The 17,540-nt window shown below is 57.7% G+C and carries 17 protein-coding genes; 10 read left to right on the forward strand and 7 right to left on the reverse strand.

Features of this window, described 5'->3' with window-relative positions:
- Nucleotides 1–194 precede the first annotated feature (194 nt).
- On the forward strand, nt 195–1,943 hold the full coding sequence (locus FGZ14_RS12525) for a serine hydrolase (RefSeq protein WP_139924590.1): 1,749 nt from the start codon (nt 195–197) through the stop codon (nt 1,941–1,943).
- 52 nt (nt 1,944–1,995) lie between these two features.
- Here FGZ14_RS12525 and FGZ14_RS12530 read toward each other — a convergent pair whose 3' ends face one another.
- From FGZ14_RS12530 to FGZ14_RS12540, 3 genes are all read right to left on the reverse strand, one after another.
- Nucleotides 1,996–2,370: a hypothetical protein gene (locus FGZ14_RS12530; protein WP_139924591.1), complete on the reverse strand. Its 375-nt coding sequence runs from the start codon at nt 2,368–2,370 to the stop codon at nt 1,996–1,998.
- A 76-nt stretch (nt 2,371–2,446) separates the two neighbouring features.
- The gene (locus tag FGZ14_RS12535) at nt 2,447–3,049 is read right to left on the reverse strand and encodes an RNA polymerase sigma factor (RefSeq protein ID WP_257883221.1); all 603 of its coding nucleotides are present in this window, start codon (nt 3,047–3,049) and stop codon (nt 2,447–2,449) included.
- Between the two features lie 105 nt (nt 3,050–3,154).
- Nucleotides 3,155–3,616 carry a MaoC family dehydratase gene (locus FGZ14_RS12540; RefSeq protein WP_139924592.1) on the reverse strand — a complete coding sequence of 154 codons (462 nt, stop codon included), beginning with the start codon at nt 3,614–3,616 and terminating at the stop codon, nt 3,155–3,157.
- Between the two features lie 291 nt (nt 3,617–3,907).
- On the opposite strand from FGZ14_RS12540, the gene nuoK reads away from it, so the two are divergent.
- The 5 genes from nuoK (at nt 3,908) to FGZ14_RS12565 (ending at nt 9,582) form a co-directional block, all read left to right on the forward strand.
- Nucleotides 3,908–4,240, forward strand: coding sequence for an NADH-quinone oxidoreductase subunit NuoK (gene nuoK, locus FGZ14_RS12545; protein ID WP_139924593.1), 333 nt, complete (start codon nt 3,908–3,910; stop codon nt 4,238–4,240).
- Between the two features lie 101 nt (nt 4,241–4,341).
- Entirely contained in the window at nt 4,342–6,297 is a 1,956-nt protein-coding gene (gene nuoL / locus FGZ14_RS12550; RefSeq protein WP_139924594.1) for an NADH-quinone oxidoreductase subunit L, read from the forward strand.
- Nucleotides 6,298–6,301: 4 nt separating this feature from the next.
- A complete protein-coding gene (locus tag FGZ14_RS12555; RefSeq protein WP_139924595.1) occupies nt 6,302–6,571 on the forward strand; it encodes a superinfection immunity protein in 270 nt (89 codons plus the stop codon).
- Nucleotides 6,571–8,040: a NuoM family protein gene (locus FGZ14_RS12560; protein ID WP_139924596.1), complete on the forward strand. Its 1,470-nt coding sequence runs from the start codon at nt 6,571–6,573 to the stop codon at nt 8,038–8,040. The genes FGZ14_RS12555 and FGZ14_RS12560 overlap by 1 nt, the downstream gene beginning before the upstream one ends.
- 126 nt (nt 8,041–8,166) lie before the next feature.
- Nucleotides 8,167–9,582 carry an NADH-quinone oxidoreductase subunit N gene (locus FGZ14_RS12565; protein ID WP_139924597.1) on the forward strand — a complete coding sequence of 472 codons (1,416 nt, stop codon included), beginning with the start codon at nt 8,167–8,169 and terminating at the stop codon, nt 9,580–9,582.
- Between the two features lie 82 nt (nt 9,583–9,664).
- On the opposite strand, the gene FGZ14_RS12570 is transcribed toward FGZ14_RS12565, so the two are convergent.
- From FGZ14_RS12570 to aspS, 3 genes are all read right to left on the reverse strand, one after another.
- Nucleotides 9,665–11,014, reverse strand: coding sequence for an OmpA family protein (locus FGZ14_RS12570; protein WP_139924598.1), 1,350 nt, complete (start codon nt 11,012–11,014; stop codon nt 9,665–9,667).
- 234 nt (nt 11,015–11,248) lie between these two features.
- Nucleotides 11,249–12,037, reverse strand: a complete 789-nt coding sequence (locus FGZ14_RS12575) for a 3'-5' exonuclease (RefSeq protein ID WP_219601022.1) — start codon at nt 12,035–12,037, stop codon at nt 11,249–11,251.
- A gap of 548 nt (nt 12,038–12,585) precedes the next feature.
- Nucleotides 12,586–14,349 (reverse strand): aspartate--tRNA ligase, encoded by a 1,764-nt coding sequence (gene aspS, locus FGZ14_RS12580; protein WP_139924599.1) that lies wholly within the window; start codon nt 14,347–14,349, stop codon nt 12,586–12,588.
- A 308-nt stretch (nt 14,350–14,657) separates the two neighbouring features.
- Between aspS and FGZ14_RS12585 the strand changes: the two genes are divergently transcribed.
- From FGZ14_RS12585 to FGZ14_RS12600, 4 genes are all read left to right on the forward strand, one after another.
- Entirely contained in the window at nt 14,658–15,110 is a 453-nt protein-coding gene (locus tag FGZ14_RS12585; protein WP_139924600.1) for a hypothetical protein, read from the forward strand.
- Between the two features lie 160 nt (nt 15,111–15,270).
- Nucleotides 15,271–15,834: a hypothetical protein gene (locus tag FGZ14_RS12590; RefSeq protein ID WP_219601023.1), complete on the forward strand. Its 564-nt coding sequence runs from the start codon at nt 15,271–15,273 to the stop codon at nt 15,832–15,834.
- A gap of 94 nt (nt 15,835–15,928) precedes the next feature.
- Nucleotides 15,929–16,375 carry a nucleoside deaminase gene (locus tag FGZ14_RS12595; RefSeq protein ID WP_139924602.1) on the forward strand — a complete coding sequence of 149 codons (447 nt, stop codon included), beginning with the start codon at nt 15,929–15,931 and terminating at the stop codon, nt 16,373–16,375.
- Between the two features lie 108 nt (nt 16,376–16,483).
- Nucleotides 16,484–17,092, forward strand: a complete 609-nt coding sequence (locus tag FGZ14_RS12600; protein WP_139924603.1) for a superoxide dismutase — start codon at nt 16,484–16,486, stop codon at nt 17,090–17,092.
- A gap of 89 nt (nt 17,093–17,181) precedes the next feature.
- Here the strand turns inward: FGZ14_RS12600 and FGZ14_RS12605 are convergent, their stop codons facing one another.
- Nucleotides 17,182–17,394 (reverse strand): hypothetical protein, encoded by a 213-nt coding sequence (locus FGZ14_RS12605; RefSeq protein WP_139924604.1) that lies wholly within the window; start codon nt 17,392–17,394, stop codon nt 17,182–17,184.
- Nucleotides 17,395–17,540: the final 146 nt, after the last annotated feature.

The following is a 17,540-nucleotide window of genomic DNA, read 5'->3' on the forward strand; positions in this document are numbered from 1 at the left end:
CTATTTGACTTTCATTTCTTATGACTTACTCAGTCAAATAGCTACTTTACAATTGAAATTTATTATCAAAATCCTAGTTTTTCAGGCAATATACTATCATTTTTACCAGAATTATCTAATAAAATTGCAAGTCTGCATTCAGACTACGGCAGCTGGATTTAGCTGTGATAGAGGTTCTTTGTTTGGGTGGTATTGTGAAAAAGTTGCTTGCCCTGCTGCTGGGCTTGCTTGCCTTGCCAGCGTGGGCGCAAACCGGGGTATCGGCCGTTGAAACGGCGCCTGTGGATGCCGTAGTGCAGAAGTTTATGAGCCGCTGGAAGATTCCGGGTGCCTCTGTGGCCATCAGCCGCCAGGGCAAGCTGGTGTACGCTCGGGGCTTCGGCTACGCCGATTTAGCCAAGACCCAGCCAATGACACCCGCTACCCTGCTACGGGTAGCCAGCGTCTCGAAGCCGGTAACATCGGTGGCTGTTATGAAGCTAATGGAGGAAGGAAAGCTGAGCCTGCAGCACAAAGTATTCGGGCCGGAGGGCTACCTCAATGCCCCCTATTACACCGGCGTCATTACCGATCCGCGCATTTACGACATTACAGTGCGGCAGCTGCTGGAGCACACGGCGGGCTGGAACCGGGATGCGGGAGTAGATGGCTTCAACAGTTCCGACCCAATAGATTTCCCGCTGCACGTAGCGCAGGTAATGCAGGTACCCAACCCCGTGGGCGACTCTACCCTGGTGCGCTACCTCCTGAGTCGGGGCCTGAACTTCAGCCCAGGTACCCGCTTTGCCTATTCCAACATTGGCTACCTGGTACTGGGTAAGATTATCGAGAAGATAACCGGCCAGCGTTACGAGGCCTGGGTAAGAAGTAACATCCTGGCGCCTGCCGGCGTCCGGGAGGCCCACCTGGGCCGGAACCTGCGCACGGCCAAATTGGAGAATGAGGCAGAGTATTTCTGCCCGGCCATCGGCGAGTCGTGCTACGGCACGGGCAAGAAGGTTTCGTATGCTTACGGCGGGGCCAACCTGGAAGCCATGAACGCCCACGGTGGCTGGCTGTTCACGGCCCGCGACCTGGTGCGCCTGTTGCTGGCCGTGGATGGTTCGCCTACCCGCCCCGACATTCTGCTCCCCGCAACCCTGGACACGATGACGGCCCCGTCGGCCGAGGCCAAGCGCTACGCCAAGGGCTGGATGGTGAACCCCAAACGAGGCTTGTGGTGGCACACTGGCTGCCTCAACGGCTCTACCAGCCTGGTAGCACGCACCGACGACGGCTATACCTGGGCCATTCTGCTGAATGCCTGCCCTAATACCAACCGCTTCTGGAATGAGGTGGAAAACCTGGGGTGGGACTGCATCAACAGCACAAACGCCTGGCCGGCCTACGACCTGTTTCCGCCCGAACACAACGCTTCTCAGCTTCGGCTAGCCAACCAGGGTAGTAAATCGGCAACGCTGGCCTGGGCCAATGGCAATGGCACGCACCGCCTGGTAGTGGTGCGCGAGGGAGCCCCGATTGATGCCTTCCCTGTGGACGGGCGCACGTATGCTGGTGGCCGTACCCTGGGCCAGGGCGCCAGCCTGGGCAATGGAAACTACGTAGTAGCAGCCGGCCCCGACAGCAGCGTGCAGATCATGGGCCTGCAGCCTGGCCGCACCTACTACGCCCGAGTTATGGAGTATCGGCTAAACGCCCCGTCAGCTATGCAGCCCGTGTACACGTTTGATGGCAACCCGGTACTGCGGATTCAGCTTGCTCAGGCCCCACTGGCTAAATCAAAGCCCAAGCTCAACACTCCAGCCCGGACCATAGCCGGCAAAGTCCGGCCCCGGAAACCAGCGGCCTCCTCGGCAGGCACGGCCCTACCCCACCTACCAGCGCCCACTCATCCTGCCCACCTGAGCCGGTTGCGCACCCTGCTTAGCTGGCGCAAGAGTTAGCATGGGAATAGTCAAAAAAGAAACCCTGACATGATCTGTCAGGGTTTCTTTTTCAGGAGGGGGTAGGGGCATCTTCGGCGGCCCGGCGACGCATCCAGGCAGGTCCGCAGACACCCTGCATTTTCTGCCGGAATTTCTCCTGCTCCTCGGGAGTAAGGCCCGCCATTCGGGACTCCATTTTCTGCTTCCAGAGCTTGCGTCGCCGGGTCCAGGCGGCTCCTCGGCCGCCCCTACCCCACCCTCCGAACAGGATGCGGGTAAGTAGCAGTAGCCCTAGCGTTTGCCAGAAGCTGATAAACGGCCCTTGAAATAGGGTCGGCACCAGCCAGTTCCATAGGCTCATGGTAAGGTAGCCGGCGGCCGCTATAAACAAGGCCGCGAAAACTATGAATTTGAGGCCGCGGAGCAGCCAGAAGGAGCGGTTCATGGGGTAGCAGTAAAAATCGGAACGCAGGCCTATGGTGCAACACCGGGCGTGGCGGCGGGCCCTTGCTCTTTGTGAGTTAATCGGTAAACAACTCCTTGTAAAGCGTTTGCAGACGCTTGCGAAGGTGCTGTACGGCGTAGTGCTTGCGCGAAATCAGGGTTTTGAGTGGCACGCCCGTCTCCTCCTCCATTTCCCGGAACGTCTTGTCTTCCAGCTCGTGCCAGATAAATACCTGGCGCTGGGCGGCTGGTAGTTCAGCCAGCGCGTCGGTCAGGGCTTCCATCAGCGTTTCGCGCAGCAGGCGGTTTTCCGGCGCGTCGTCGGGGGCGGGCAGGATGTCGGCCAGCAGCAGGGAGTTTTCGTCCTCGTCGCGGCCCCGAATCAGCTCCTCTTCCAGGGAAGATGGCCGCTTACGCCGGTACAGGTCGGTGATGCGGTTGCGCGCCACCCGAAACAGCCAGGCCGCTGCCTGCTCCACCGGCTTCAGCATGCGGTAGCTTTCCACCAGCTCGGCAAACACATCCTGCAGCACGTCTTCAGCCTCGGCCTCATCAGGGATGCGGCGGCGGATAAAGGCCAGCAGCCGCCCGCGCTGGGTGCGCACGGCTTCCTGAATTTGCAGGTCCTGGTGGCCAGCCGTCATCAACGAAGCATCGAGGGGTAGTGCGATAGGTTCCATTCTACTCCGGCAGACGCGGCAGCAGATAAAATACTTTACGCAGACTGTAAATAACTCAAAAGCCCGCCTGCCGTGTCTGCTGAGGGTAGGCAGGCGGGCTGTATGCTAGCTAAAGTGATACAGAAACGTGATGACGCCGGTATAGGCGGGCTTACGGCTGCCCTCAATTTCCAGCGTTACTTCGATGCGGGCCTTGGCAATACCCCGCAGATCCTTCACTGACAGCAGCCGGGCCCGTAGGCGCACCTGGCTGCCTACCGTTACAGCCTGGTTAAAGCGCAGACTTTCAATTTCATAATTCACCTGCATCTTCAGATTCTCAATCGATACGATCTGATTCCAGAGGTAGGGCAGCAACGACAGCGTCAGGTAACCGTGGGCAATGGTGGCCCCGAAAGGCGACTCGGTTTGGGCGCGCTCGGCATCCAGATGAATCCACTGAAAATCGAGGGTAGCGGCCGCGAACTGGTTGATTTGCTCCTGGCTAATGGTGTGATAGTCGGAAATACCTAGCTCCTGTTCTTCGTATTGCCGAAGCTCGGCAAGGCTGCGGATGGTAATGCTCATGGGAAAAGAGGTTAGCTGTTCAGGAAGCGAATGTACAGGGGATAGCACGTTGAACCACAGAATGCGCCCCGCTACCCCCGGAATGCTGCCCAAGGAAACAAGCGGCATCGGGGCCAGGACTTCGTCGGGCTGAAGCAGCCGGGCCGTCATGAGTCGCTGACCTTCCCTTCCTGCCGCCAGAAACGCCCCGATTTAGGGGTGGCGTTTTCCGATTTTCAGGATACCTTTGCCGGCTAGTTGCCCTTACCTCATCCGTGAGTGAGGGCGTCCTTTCGCCGTCAGCCTTACCGCATGGACCAGAACATACCGCAGGTTATCCAAACGGTTCCTCTTCAGTACTACGTCTTTTTTGCCGCCGCTCTGTTTTCCATCGGCGTACTAGGCGTGCTCACCCGGCGTAACGCCATCATTATTTTTATGTGCGTGGAGCTGATGCTCAACGCCGTAAACGTGCTGCTGACGGCCTTTTCGGCCTATCGTGCTGATGCCAACGGGCAGGTATTCGTGTTCTTCATTATGGCGGTAGCGGCGGCTGAGGTAGCCGTTGGCCTGGCCATCATCGTGATGATCTACCGGAACCTCCAGAGTACGGACGTCAATCTGCTGAATCGACTCAAATTCTAGGCGAGGGGCTTGGAGGCTATGGGCTTCGGGACATAGTGTGGTTCAAGCAGAACCTCATTGGTCCAGGTCCTTTAGTCTCCAAGCCCTCAAGTCCCTGACTTATGCAAGAACAAGTAATACCCGCTGCCAGCGCCCCGTACTCGACCTTCCTGTACGTACTCATTCCGCTGTTGCCGTTTCTGGGCTTTCTCATCAACGGCCTGCTGAACCGGCGCCTGTCGGGTACGGTAGCCGGCCTGATCGGCTCGGCCGCGGTGCTGGGCTCGTTCCTGATTTCGGCTACCCTGTTTGCCACCTTCCAGTACCCGTACACCGTCACGCTGTTCGAGTGGATTCGGGTAGGCTCGCTGCAAATTCCGTTCTCCTACCAGATTGATCAGCTCAGCCTGATTATGCTGCTGCTGGTGACGGGCGTGGGCTTCCTGATTCACGTGTACAGCATCGGGTACATGCACCACGACGAGAACGTGGGCAAGTTTTTCTCCTTCCTGAACCTGTTCGTGTTCAGCATGCTGGTGCTGGTACTGGGCGCCAACTTCGTGATTCTGTTCATCGGCTGGGAAGGGGTAGGCCTTTGCTCCTACCTGCTTATCGGCTTCTGGAACAAGAACACCAGCTACAACAACGCCGCCAAGAAAGCTTTCATCATCAACCGCATCGGTGACCTGGGCTTCCTGCTGGGCATCTTCCTGATTTACCTGACTTTTAGCTCCGTACAGTACGCCGAGGTGTTCCAGAAGGCCTTCAACCAGGATTTTGGTCCCTACACGGTAGCCATTGTTGTTCCTATTACCCTACTGCTCTTCGTAGGGGCCACTGGTAAATCAGCGCAGCTGCCGCTCTACACCTGGCTGCCCGACGCTATGGCCGGCCCTACCCCGGTTTCGGCCCTGATTCACGCCGCCACCATGGTAACGGCAGGTATCTACATGATTATCCGTGCCAACGTGCTGTTCACGCTGGCTCCCGAAACCCTGGAGGTTATTGCCATCATCGGGGGTGCTACGGCCTTGTTCGCCGCTACCATTGGTCTGGCCCAAAACGATATCAAGAAGGTACTGGCTTACTCCACCGTTTCGCAGCTGGGCTACATGTTCCTGGCTCTGGGCGTGATGGGTTACAGCACCAGCCTGTTCCACGTCCTGACCCACGCTTTCTTCAAGGCACTGATGTTCCTGGGCGCCGGCTCCGTAATTCACGCCATGAGCAATGAGCAGGACATGCGCCGCATGGGCGGCCTGCGGAAATCTTTGCCCATTACGTTCATCACCTTCCTGATTGGCTGCCTGGCCATTGCCGGCATCCCACCCTTCTCGGGCTTCTTCTCCAAAGATGAAATCCTGCTGCACACCTACCAGCACAGCAAGGCGCTGTATGCGGTAGGCCTGTTCACGGCTTTCCTGACGGCTTTCTACATGTTCCGTCTGCTGTTCCTCACCTTCTTCGGCGAGTTCCGGGGCACGGAGGAGCAGAAGCACCACCTGCACGAGTCGCCCGCGTCCATGACCCTACCCCTCGTTGTGCTGGCAATCCTGGCGGCCGTGGGTGGTTTCATGAACGCACCGTTCTTCCTGGGTGAAGAAAACGCCTACCTCTCCAATTACCTCGCGCCCCTGTTTACTTACTCGCAAAAGCTGAATCCTGAAGCTTTTGGCCTGGAGGTTGAGCATGCTACCGAACTCATGCTCATCGGTCTCTCGGTCGGCGCGGGCGTGTTGGGCATTATCCTGGCCTATGTGCAGTACGTGAGCCGCGGCGTGCGCCCGGTGGAGGATGGCGAGTCGCGCGGTTTCCTCGAAAACCTGATCTACCACAAGTACTACATCGACGAGCTATACAACGCCCTGTTCGTGCGCCCCATTATGGGCCTCTCGCGCGGCCTCTACCGCTTCGTGGAAAATGGCATCATCGACCCCATCGTGAACGGCCTCGGCCGCCTGACCATGGGCGGCGGGCAGCTGCTGCGCTACGTGCAAACCGGCTCCGTGGAAACCTACCTAATTCTGATGGTAGTAGGCATTGTGCTGGTGCTGGCCCTGAACTTCGTGAAGTTTTAGGATTATGCTGGGCGCTTTGCTTTTAGCGGATGTATTTGAACCAGGTTTTTCCTTTGTGGGAATCCTGTTTATTCTGTCCGGCTATTTGATGCCCACCCTGTTTGCCCGTGACCAACAGAACGTCCGCACCATATTTCTACTGAATCTGCTCTTAGGCTGGACCATCATTGGATGGTTGTATGCTCTTCACCTTGCGCTCAAATTGTCGCCTGCTGATAAAGAAGTTGCTGCTTCGCATCAATTGTGGCGTCATCGGAATAACCTGATTAGCTAATGCTGACTGTCCTTCTCCTACTCTGGCCCGTGGCGGCCGCCCTGCTGCTGCACTTCTTCAAAGGCCGTGCGGCCCGGGTTCCGGCGCTGGGCGCAGCCCTCGTTGAATTTGTGCTGGCGGCTTACGCGGCGTTCACCTTCAATGCCAACCACACCGGGCAATTCTCCTACAACCTCAACTGGATTCCTTCGGCTGGCATTCAGTTCGCGGTAGGCATGGATGGTCTGAGCTTGCTGCTGGTACTGCTGACGGCGTTCCTGGTGCCCATTATTCTGCTGGCCGCTTTCCGCCGCAATTTCGAGAACGAAGGCGTGTTCTACGCTCTGGTACTGTTCATGCAAACCGGCCTGATTGGCGTATTCACTGCCCAGGACGCCTTCCTGTTCTACTTCATGTGGGAGGTAGCCCTGATTCCGATTTACTTCCTGGCCGGCGTTTGGGGCGGTGTGAACCGGGCGAAGGTCACCTTCAAGTTTTTCCTCTACACCATCGTTGGCTCCCTGTTCATGCTGGCCGGCTTTGTGTACCTCTACTTCCAGACCGGTGCTTCAGCCGACGGTCTGGCGGCACACAACGCCAGCCTGGCTTCATTCTATAGCCTGAACCTGCCGGCCGAAACGCAGCTGTGGCTGTTCTGGCTGATTTTTGCGGCCTTCGCCGTGAAGATGCCCATCTTCCCCTTCCATACCTGGCAGCCCGACACCTACACTGAGGCTCCGGCCCCGGCTACCATGCTGCTCTCGGGCATTATGCTGAAAATGGGTATCTACGGCTGCATGCGCTGGCTGCTGCCCGTAGTTCCGCTCGGGGTTGACTACTGGCAGAACCTGGTGCTGATTCTGGCTATTATCGGCATTATCTACGGTGCCATTATTGCCATCCGTCAGCAGGACGTGAAGCGCCTGATTGCCTACTCCTCCCTCTCGCACGTAGGCCTGATGATTGCCGGCGTGTTCTCCCTGACTCACATTGGCCTGCAGGGCGCCAGCATTCAGATGCTGGCCCACGGCGTGAACGTGGTGGGTATGTTCTTCATTGCTGATGCTATTGAGCGCCGCACCGGCACCCGCAACATTGCCGACCTGGGCGGCCTGACCCGCCAGGCTCCGGTGCTCACGGTATGCTTCCTGGTGCTGCTGCTGGGCACCGTGGCCCTACCCCTCACCAACGGCTTTGTGGGCGAGTTTCTGCTGCTGCAAGGCGTGTTTGAGTACAACGCCTGGATGGGCGCCGTGGCCGGCGTAACCATCATTCTGGGAGCCGTGTACCTGCTGCGTATGTTCCAGCGCGTGATGCTGGGCCCTGATTCGTCATTCACTGCCACCTTCACCGACCTGACCGGAGCTGAGTTGGCCCTGCTGGTGCCGCTCATCGTGTTGGTGTTCTGGATTGGTCTGTTCCCCGGCACCTTCCTGCACCTGTCGGACGGCAGCGTGATGAACATTCTGAACGAGGTAGTAAAACGGTAATCCTGCTTCCCAGGGCTAAAGCCCTGGGCTACGTAGCGTATTTGTGCATGTTACCCGGCTACTTCAGTCGGCTCCGTAAACGCTCCATAGCCCAGGGCTTCAGCCCTGGGAACTCCAGCTGACCATATGAATTCAATCATTCTGCTTTCCGTTCTGGGCCTCGGCAACCTGTTTTTAGGGTTCCGCCGCTCTAACCGGCTGCTGCTGCCGGCCGCCATGCTCATGCTGGCGGTGGTATTCGGCGTCAACTTCCTCGATTGGGGCGCTACACAGTCGTACTTCAACGACATGCTCGTAATTGATAATTTCTCGGTAGCCTTTACGGGTATCGTGGTACTGACGGCCCTGGTGCTGCTGCCCTTCTCTCAGAAATACGTGCACGACGGTGAGGCCAACCTGGCTGAATACTACTCACTGCTGCTGTTCTCGCTGGTAGGAGCCATTATGATGGTCGCCTACAATCATCTGCTGATGCTGTTTTTGGGCGTAGAAACCCTCAGCATTGCCATGTACGTGCTGGCCGGCTCCGATAAGCGCAATCTGCGCTCCAACGAAGCGGCTCTGAAGTACTTCCTGATGGGTTCCTTCACTACCGGCATTCTGCTGTTCGGGGTGGCCCTGGTGTACGGCGCTACCGGTACTTTCGTGCTGAGCGACATTAGCTTTGCCGTGCAGAACCCCAAGCCCGGCTTTGAGTCGCTGGTGCCCATGCTCTATATTGGCATGCTGCTGCTGCTCATTGGTATTGGCTTTAAGGTATCGGCCGCGCCGTTCCACTTCTGGACGCCCGACGTGTACGAAGGCACCCCTACCTTCTTCACGGCTTTCATGAGTACGGTGGTGAAAACCGCTGGCTTCGCGGCTTTCCTGAAGCTGCTCGTGCAAGCCTTTCCGGCGGCTTCCGCCCAGGGCGTATGGCTGCCCACACTCACGGCCATGTGCGTGCTCACGCTGCTGCTGGGTAACGTAGGTGCTGTAACCCAAACCAGCACTAAGCGCATGCTAGCTTACTCCAGCGTATCGCATGCCGGCTACCTCCTCATTGCGCTGGTAGCTTTTAATGGCAAGCTCGAAGGCGCATCGGCCTACGGCATCTTCTTCTACTCGCTGGCTTACTCAGTGGCTACCGTAGCTGCCTTTGGCGTACTGAAGCTGGTAGCCGATGCCCGCATGCGGGAAGACTACAATGGCCTCAACGGGCTGGCCAAAACTAACCCCCTGCTGGCTTTCGTGATGACGGTGGCCATGCTCTCGTTGGCTGGTATTCCGCTCACGGGTGGCTTCTTCGGCAAGTTCTTCATCTTCTCGGCTGCCGTTGAGAATGGCTACATCGGCCTAGTGGTATTTGCCGTGGTAATGTCCATGATCAGCATTTACTACTACCTACGCCCCGTTATTGCCATGTACATGCGCGAGGCCGATGACGAAACCACCGCTACCCCCGTCCCGGTGTCGGGCTTTCAGTCGGCGGCTCTGTTGCTGCTGGCCCTGCTGACGGTAGTACTAGGTGTGCTGCCCGGGCTCGTATCCGGTGTCCTTTAGCAGGTTCCTACCTCTCCAAAAAACAAAAAGAGCGGCTCCCCGGGGAGCCGCTCTTTTTGTTTAGACAAGGTGGAAGCCACCATTACTTTTTCACCACCCGAATGCTGATGCGCCGATTCAGAGCGCGCCCTTCAGGCGTAGTGTTTGGAGTGATGAAGTATTTGCCGCCGTACCCCTTTGCCTGAATCCGGTTGATATCAACTCCTGAGCTTGCCAGCACCAACATGGCCGTTTTGGCCCGCTCCTCGCTAAGCTGAAAGTTTTTCATAGCGTTGCCGGTGCTGTCGGTGTAGCCCCCAATCTTTACCTGAGAGTTGGGAAAAGTCTTCAGGATGCTAGCCACGTTGCGCAGCTGCTGAAACGACTCATCAGTAAGGGTGGTCTGGCCAGTTTCGAAGTACACCCGGTCAAAATTAATCCAGCCATTGGTTCGGTTTACCGAGTCAACCTGCATCCCTGGGTCGGCCAGGAACGTGTACAGGCGATTTTCTGTGGAGGTGGCGCCTACCTTTTGCGTGGTCCCATCGGCCAGGCGCAAAATCAGGGGCTGCCCCGTGTCGTAGATGTACTTGTCGTTGACGGGGTCGTAGCGGCCGGCGGCCGTAGCCTTCACGGGCGGAGGAGCGGCCGTGCTGGTGGTCACGAGTCCGGAACGGGGGCTGGAGCTGGGCGTACTCTCCTCGGTATCGTGGCCGAAAAAGTACCCCAGGCCTACTGCCGTCAGCAGTAGCACTCCCCACACCCAGGGCTGGCCGGCAACGGGCGCGACGCCAGGGGCAGGCGCGGCCGGAGCCGGGGTAAAGGTACGCCCCCCTCCTACCGGCAGCCAGGAGCCGTTGCCGTGCGGCGTTTCCGTGAGGGCAGTGCCGGGAGGAACTGCTTCCGGCACCGCCGCAAACTCACGAGGACTGGTTTCCGGCGCCTGGGAGCGCGGCGAGCCGGCCAGCAAGAGCCGCCGGATGGCATCTTCATCCTGCTGGAGCCATCGGGCCAGCGCCGCAGCATCAAAGCTGTGCTCCTGACTGTACTCGCCCGCTACGCCCAGCGCTGCTACGGCCGTTACGCTGAGCAGGTAGTTGACAGCGGCTGAGCTGACGCCCGCCGCGGCCGCTATCCGTAGGCCCGTGAAGTTGTAGCCCTCGCCCAGCAGGCCGCGCATGAGAGCTTCGCCGCGCTGCAGCCAGTTTTCCTGGCCTGGACCCAGCAAGTGTTCCAGCACACTAGCCCCGTAGGCCTCCCGGCTGAGCTTCCAGATGGCCTCTGGCCCGTCGGGGCCGCTGGCGCGCCCGGCTAACGAGTGGGCTACCAAGGGTACTACCTGCCCCAAGGCTCCCCAAATACCGGCTTGATTTTCTTGCGTCTCCTGCGCTAGCCGACTAACGACTTCACTAGTAAAGAATACCTGTGAGGTGTGTGATACGGTGTGTTCCATAACTCTGCGTTCCCTTTCTGTCCAACATACCACAAAGTACAATTATTTATTACAATAATTATTTTCTTTCAATGTTAATTTTCTTTCTCTGATGAGCGTTTTCTGACTGACTCAGCAATGAAGCCCCCTCTGTCCTGTTTTTTAGGCGCACTTCTACGTTCTGCTCTACCTGCTGGAGCAGGGGCAGAACGTATGGGAGTTGGGCTCCAAACGGATAGGTTGGATTTAATTGCCCTACACGCGCCGTAGTACGGTTTCCTGATCGGCGTACACAATGGCCTCGTCGCCGAAGGGCTCGTCGCCCCGGAACTTCTGCAGCAGGCGGGCGGTGGTTACAATGTCTTTCTGGCAGTAGCGCGCAATGCGGGGCAGGTCGTTTTCCTCGTAATACACCCGGGCTACGTCCTTGCCCTGGATGTCGTCTTTGGGGGTAGGGATGCTGAACATGGCCGCCAGCAAACTCAGAGAGGTAAACGATTTACGGTCGCCGAACTTCCAGAGCTCCATGGTATCCAGGTGGGGCACCTCCCAGGGCTTTTTGCCAGCCGTATCGAGGTGGGGCGGCAGAGGCAGCCCATTAATGAGCATGCGGCGCGAAAGGTAGGGCAGGTCGAACTCCTTGGCATTGTGCCCGCATAGCCGGAACTGCGGCCGGTGGCTGATGACGGCACTGAACTCCTGCAGCAGTTGCCGCTCATCATGCCCGTAAAACGATTTCACGCTGAAGCGCAACTCGCCATCAGTGTTGTACCGAAACCGCCCCAGCGAAATGCATACAACCCGGCCAAACTCGGCGTAAATCCCCGCCTGCTCAAACAGGGCGGCCGCATGCAGAGCATCGGGCAGGGGTGCAATGTGGTCGTGGTGAGAGATCCAGCCTTTTTCGCGCCGAAGGGCATGGCACTTATGCTCCCAGAGCTCTTTCAACATCTCCTCCAGATCATCGTGGCAGCCCACGCAGGGAACCGTTTCGATATCGAGCACAAATACCTCATCGAGTTTCAGGTCGCGGAGCAGGCGCATACGGGTTGGGGCAGGAAGCGGGAAGAGAAGAAGGAAAGATAGAAGAAACCGCCAGAATTGAACGGTGCTGGTTTGTTACTTCTTCAAGGCTGCGTGGTGTACAATCCACCTAGCAAGTTCATCTACTGTCACTATAAGGGTTGAAACTCTTGCGTAGAAGCGCGGTGTGGCTTCGGTAGGCTTATGATTTCCAGCGTGTGCCCGTTACGGTCAGCTTGCGAATTTACAATCAGCTTACCCCACTTTGTCCAGATGCGCTCTGGCGTGAGGCGCAGCAGCACGTCGCTCTCCCGTAAGCGCAAGCGGGCTATGTGAATCGTTACAGCTCCAGGCAATAGAAGCATTAATCCGGCAATTGTTAAGCCTAGAGTAATTGCTAAGCTCAGCATTATACCTACTCCTATTAATGCTACCCCGAATGACACCTGCCCTCAAGCACTCCACCGGTTATACCTTACTTCCACCATAGTGTGTACTCATAAAACAGGTCCCGTTGTTTGCAGTACTGCAAACAACGGGACCTGACGCATAAACCGAAAAAGCACCCTTTACTTCCCAACCACCGCCGTAGCAATGCTCAGCTCCTTCAGCTGCGCATCGGAAATGGGCGAGGGTGAGTCGATCATCACGTCGCGGCCGGAGTTGTTTTTGGGGAAGGCAATGAAGTCGCGGATGGAGTCGGCGCCGCCGAAGAGGCTGCAGAGGCGGTCGAAACCAAAGGCAATGCCACCGTGGGGCGGGGCGCCGTACTCGAAGGCGTCGAGCAGGAAGCCGAACTGGGCTTTGGCTTCTTCATCGGAGAAGCCCAGCAGGGAGAACATGCGGGCCTGCACCGCGCGGTCGTGGATGCGGATGGAGCCGCCCCCTACCTCTACCCCGTTAATTACCATGTCGTAGGCGTTGGCGCGCACCTCCCCGATGGTTTCGGGCGAGTCGAGCAGGGCCACGTCTTCGGGCTTGGGCGAGGTGAAGGGGTGGTGCATGGCGAAGTAGCGGCCTTCTTCCTCATTGTATTCGAGCAGGGGGAAATCAACCACCCATAGGGCCGAGAAGGTGTCCTTGTCGCGCAGGCCGAGGCGCTGGCCCATTTCCAGGCGCAGCTCCGAGAGGGCCTTGCGGGTTTTGTTCGGCTCGCCGGCCAAAATGAGCAGCAGGTCGCCGGGCTGGGCATTGAACGCGGCCTTCCACTGCTGGAGCACTTCCTGGGAGTAGAACTTATCTACCGACGACTTCACCGTGCCATCGGCTTCCACGCGGGCGTACACCAGGCCGGTAGCGCCAATCTGGGGGCGCTTCACGTACTCGGTCAGCTCGTCGAGCTGCTTGCGGGTGTAGGAGGCGGCGCCCGTGGCATTAATGCCTACTACCAGTCCGGCGGCTTCAAACACCGGGAAGCCATGTCCTTTGGCTACCTCGTTCAGCTCCACGAACTTCATTTCAAAGCGCGTATCGGGCTTGTCGTTGCCGTAGTAGCGCATGGCATCGGCGTAGGTCATGCGGGGTAGGGTCCCGATTTCCAGGTTTTTCACCTCGCGGAACAGGTATTGCACCAGCCCCTCGAAGGTGCTGAGAATGTCTTCCTGCTCCACAAACGACATTTCGCAGTCTATCTGAGTGAACTCCGGCTGGCGGTCAGCGCGCAGGTCTTCGTCGCGGAAGCACTTCACAATCTGAAAGTACCGATCAAAGCCCGACACCATTAGCAGCTGCTTGAACGTTTGGGGGCTCTGGGGCAGGGCGTAAAACTCGCCGGCGTTCATGCGGGAGGGCACCACAAAGTCGCGGGCACCTTCCGGAGTGCTCTTGATGAGGACCGGGGTTTCCACCTCAATGAACTGCTGCCCATCGAGGTAGCGGCGAGTGGCCTGGGCCACGCGGTGGCGCAGCATCAGGTTCTGGCGCACCGGGTTGCGGCGCAAATCCAGGTAGCGGTACTTCATCCGCAAGTCGTCGCCACCATCGGTTTCGTCCTCAATCAGGAAGGGTGGCAGCTTGGCCGGGTTCAGCACTTCCAGCTTTTCTACCCGGATTTCGATGCCGCCGGTGGGCATCTTGTCGTTTTTGGAGTGACGCTCCGAAACTTTGCCGGTTACACTCAGCACAAACTCGCGGCCCAGCTGCCGGGCCTGTTCGCGCACTTCGGCGGTTTCTACCCCTTCTTCTAGGGCCAGCTGTGTAATGCCGTACCGGTCGCGCAAGTCAACCCACAAAATGCCACCTTTGTCACGGGTGCGCTGTACCCAGCCGCAGAGCGTAACGGTTAAACCAATGTGTTCAGGGCGCAATTCGCCGCAGGTATGAGTCCGGAGCATTTCGTTAGAGCTGAGAAGTGAGACCTTAGCACTGAGATGAGAGAGGAAGCGCGGCTAGCCCGGCTTTTCTCACTTCCGACTTCTCAGCACTGAGTTCTATAATAGCAGCGAAGGTAGGCAGGAAATTCAGTCAAATGCTGAAAAAACGTCGGGCCGGGAACGGTACTTCACTGGTGTAGAGTTGAGGAAAACGGTGATTTCATTCTCGACGCCGCCTATTTTGTCTGCTACCCCCAAATCCGGCACGGAGTATGCAAACCCCATCTTTAGAATCAACCTTCAGGAGCCACAACCTCTTTTTTATCTATATGAAACGCCCCGTTCTGCTCGCCCTGGCTGCCACGCTGCTCTCTTTCTCAGCCGCCCAGGCCCAGACCAAGGTTAAAACCAAATCCAAGGCTGCTAACGGCACCGAAGTCAAAGCTAAGTCGGAGGTGGAGCCGGTAACGCTGAACGGCCCCATTAAGCGCGTGGAAACTCTCTCGGGCATCGACGTATTTCCGTCGTCGAGCGGCCAGAGCATCATGCTCAGCTTCACCCAGCAGTTTACCAAACCCGGTACGCTGGTGATGACCAATTACAAGAAGCAGGCCGTGTATACCACCGAGCTCGACCCACAGAACAACACCGGTGAGCCCGTGGACTTGGGCCGCATTCCGGCCGGCACTTACCTCATTGAGGCCAAAACCGGCAACTACGTGTACTGGAAGAAAGTGAGCATCAAATACCCCTCGACTCCGGTTTCCAAGAAGCGCCGCTAAATCACGGATTCGTTTTGTTGCCTGATATGCGTGCTTAGGCAGATTTTTTGCGCTCCGAAGTCGTTAGGGCTTCGGAGCTTTGCTTTTGCGGCGCGCCAGCCATGTGCTTCAGAACGGCTAGGTTGTGCTTCCCTACCCCCTCTTTTTCTTTGAACCCGATATGACCATGACCCGCTTTTTCCGTCTTACCTCCTTGCTATTGGTCTTGAGCGTGCTGGTGGCCTTCGACGGCCCCAAGCTGAAAAAGACGCCCATTGCTTCGAACATTTCCCTAGGGGTGCCTGAAGGCTTCGCTGCCCTGCCCGACGACGGCATTGCGGCCAAATATCCGGCGGCACGCAAGCCCCTGGCCGTGTTCAGCAACCCCAGCGGCCGCATCGACCTGAGCGTGGCCCAGAAGCTGACTACTTTCAGCAACCGCGACTATGCCTTACTGCTTAAGATTTACAAGGCCAGCATCCAGAACATGTATTCCAAGGTGCAGTTTCTGCAGGAAGATATCCGCACCGTGAACAAGCGCGACTACGTGGCCCTGGAGTTTGTTTCGACGGTAGCTGATAACCGCCGCGGTGGCAATCTGGCGCCCGTGCGCAAGTACCAGTTCGTGCAGTACGCCATTGAAGGCAACCAGCTCTACGTCTTCACCTTTGTGGCCCCCGCCGAGGAGCAGGCCCAATGGCAGCCCATTGCCCAGGCCGTAATGGGTAGCGTGATGATGAAGTAAAATGGTGAAATAGGGAGTTTGATGTTCTATTTGCACCCTTGAAGCCACCAAAGCATCAAACTCCCTATTTCACCATCTCACCATTTCGCCGCCCATGACCCTTTCGCTTTATTCCGATGAGCAGTATATGCGGGAGGCGCTGAAGCAGGCGCGCTACGCCTTTGAGGAAGAAGAAATTCCGATTGGCGCACTAGTGGTGCTGGATAAGCGCATTATTGCCCGGGCCTATAACCAGACGGAGAAGCTGCAGGACGTAACGGCTCACGCCGAAATGCTGGCCCTGACGGCGGCCGCCAACCACCTGGGCAACAAGTACCTCACCGACTGCACCCTGTACGTGACCGTAGAGCCCTGCGTGATGTGTGCCGGCGCCACGGCCTGGTCGCAGGTGCGGCGGGTAGTGTATGGCGCCCACGAGCCGAAATTTGGGTTTCGGCGGCATGGAAACCTGCTGCACCCCCGGGCTGAGCTGGTGAGCGGCATTCTGGGCCAGGAGTGCGAGGAGTTGATGCGGGCGTTCTTCGCACAAAAGCGGAAATAGCTACTTTTGGCCGCTTCTGTAACCCTGAAGCCGCCGCGGCGGTTATACCAGCAGGTTACCCGAAGCGGATGCCTCTCTCCTACTGTTCACCAATCAAAACTTTCTGTTATGGCTTTCGAACTGCCCCAACTGCCCTACGCCTACGATGCCCTGGAGCCGCACATTGATGCGCAAACCATGGAAATCCATCATACCAAGCACCACCAGGCCTACGTAACCAACCTCAACAACGCTATTGCCGGCACTGAGCTGGAAGGCAAGAGCCTGGAAGAGCTGATGCACAACATTGCCTCGGCCCCGGCAGCAGTGCGCAACAACGGCGGCGGCCACTGGAACCACTCCCTGTTCTGGACCATCCTGGGTCCGAACGGCGGTGGTGAGCCCACCGGTGCCATCGGCGAGGCCATTACCAAGGCATTCGGCAGCTACGAGAAGTTCAAGGAAGAATTCACCAAGGCCGCTACCACCCGCTTCGGCTCGGGCTGGGCGTGGCTCTGCAAGCAGCCCGATGGCTCGCTGCAAATCTGCTCCACCCCCAACCAGGACAACCCCCTGATGCCTGACACCGGCTGCAAAGGCACTCCGGTTCTGGGTCTCGACGTGTGGGAGCACGCCTACTACCTCAAGTATCAGAACAAGCGCCCCGACTACATCGCGGCCTTCTACAACCTCATCAACTGGGATGAAGTGAACCGCCGTTTCGCGGAACAGGCGTAGTTTAACTCACCTTCCAGCTAATAAAAAAGCCCTCCAGACCTTCTGGAGGGCTTTTTTATTAACCCAGAAACTGTCGGCATAACGACAGATCAAGCATTGACGAGGGCCTGGTAACGCGCCAGGGCTTCCAGACAATACCCGGTAGTCATTTCCTCTGAGCCCCAGCCTACGGCCAGCTTAGGGCCACCATAGTATAGCAACCAACGCGGCCACTCTCCGGTAGCGCCTTGGGCCTGCACGATGTACTGCACAGCGGCTTTCAGCTCAGGAGGCTGGCACCCCAGATTCAGTAAGCTGCACACAGCCCAGAGAGTATCAAACCTTAGCCCTTTAGCTGTTCCTTCCGGAAGTGCACTGGCTCGGTCGGTATAGTCTTAGCCTTTTTCAATTTTGCTGAGTGCTGGGCTGGTGAACGTAAGCGCAACGGGCTGCTCAGCCAAGCCCCTGC

Origin of the sequence: Hymenobacter sp. DG01 (assembly GCF_006352025.1) — a bacterium.
Classification (GTDB): Bacteria; Bacteroidota; Bacteroidia; order Cytophagales; family Hymenobacteraceae; genus Hymenobacter.

Excerpts from the sequence above, each read along its gene's own strand:
- FGZ14_RS12530 (WP_139924591.1), bottom strand. The coding sequence starts at position 2,370 with ATGAACCGCTCCTTCTGGCTGCTCCGCGGCCTCAAATTCATAGTTTTC.
- FGZ14_RS12535 (WP_257883221.1), bottom strand. The coding sequence starts at position 3,049 with ATGGAACCTATCGCACTACCCCTCGATGCTTCGTTGATGACGGCTGGC.
- FGZ14_RS12540 (WP_139924592.1), bottom strand. The coding sequence starts at position 3,616 with ATGAGCATTACCATCCGCAGCCTTGCCGAGCTTCGGCAATACGAAGAA.
- nuoK (WP_139924593.1), top strand. The coding sequence starts at position 3,908 with ATGGACCAGAACATACCGCAGGTTATCCAAACGGTTCCTCTTCAGTAC.
- nuoL (WP_139924594.1), top strand. The coding sequence starts at position 4,342 with ATGCAAGAACAAGTAATACCCGCTGCCAGCGCCCCGTACTCGACCTTC.
- FGZ14_RS12555 (WP_139924595.1), top strand. The coding sequence starts at position 6,302 with ATGCTGGGCGCTTTGCTTTTAGCGGATGTATTTGAACCAGGTTTTTCC.
- FGZ14_RS12560 (WP_139924596.1), top strand. The coding sequence starts at position 6,571 with ATGCTGACTGTCCTTCTCCTACTCTGGCCCGTGGCGGCCGCCCTGCTG.
- FGZ14_RS12565 (WP_139924597.1), top strand. The coding sequence starts at position 8,167 with ATGAATTCAATCATTCTGCTTTCCGTTCTGGGCCTCGGCAACCTGTTT.
- FGZ14_RS12570 (WP_139924598.1), bottom strand. The coding sequence starts at position 11,014 with ATGGAACACACCGTATCACACACCTCACAGGTATTCTTTACTAGTGAA.
- FGZ14_RS12575 (WP_219601022.1), bottom strand. The coding sequence starts at position 12,037 with ATGCGCCTGCTCCGCGACCTGAAACTCGATGAGGTATTTGTGCTCGAT.
- aspS (WP_139924599.1), bottom strand. The coding sequence starts at position 14,349 with ATGCTCCGGACTCATACCTGCGGCGAATTGCGCCCTGAACACATTGGT.
- FGZ14_RS12585 (WP_139924600.1), top strand. The coding sequence starts at position 14,658 with ATGAAACGCCCCGTTCTGCTCGCCCTGGCTGCCACGCTGCTCTCTTTC.
- FGZ14_RS12590 (WP_219601023.1), top strand. The coding sequence starts at position 15,271 with ATGACCATGACCCGCTTTTTCCGTCTTACCTCCTTGCTATTGGTCTTG.
- FGZ14_RS12595 (WP_139924602.1), top strand. The coding sequence starts at position 15,929 with ATGACCCTTTCGCTTTATTCCGATGAGCAGTATATGCGGGAGGCGCTG.
- FGZ14_RS12600 (WP_139924603.1), top strand. The coding sequence starts at position 16,484 with ATGGCTTTCGAACTGCCCCAACTGCCCTACGCCTACGATGCCCTGGAG.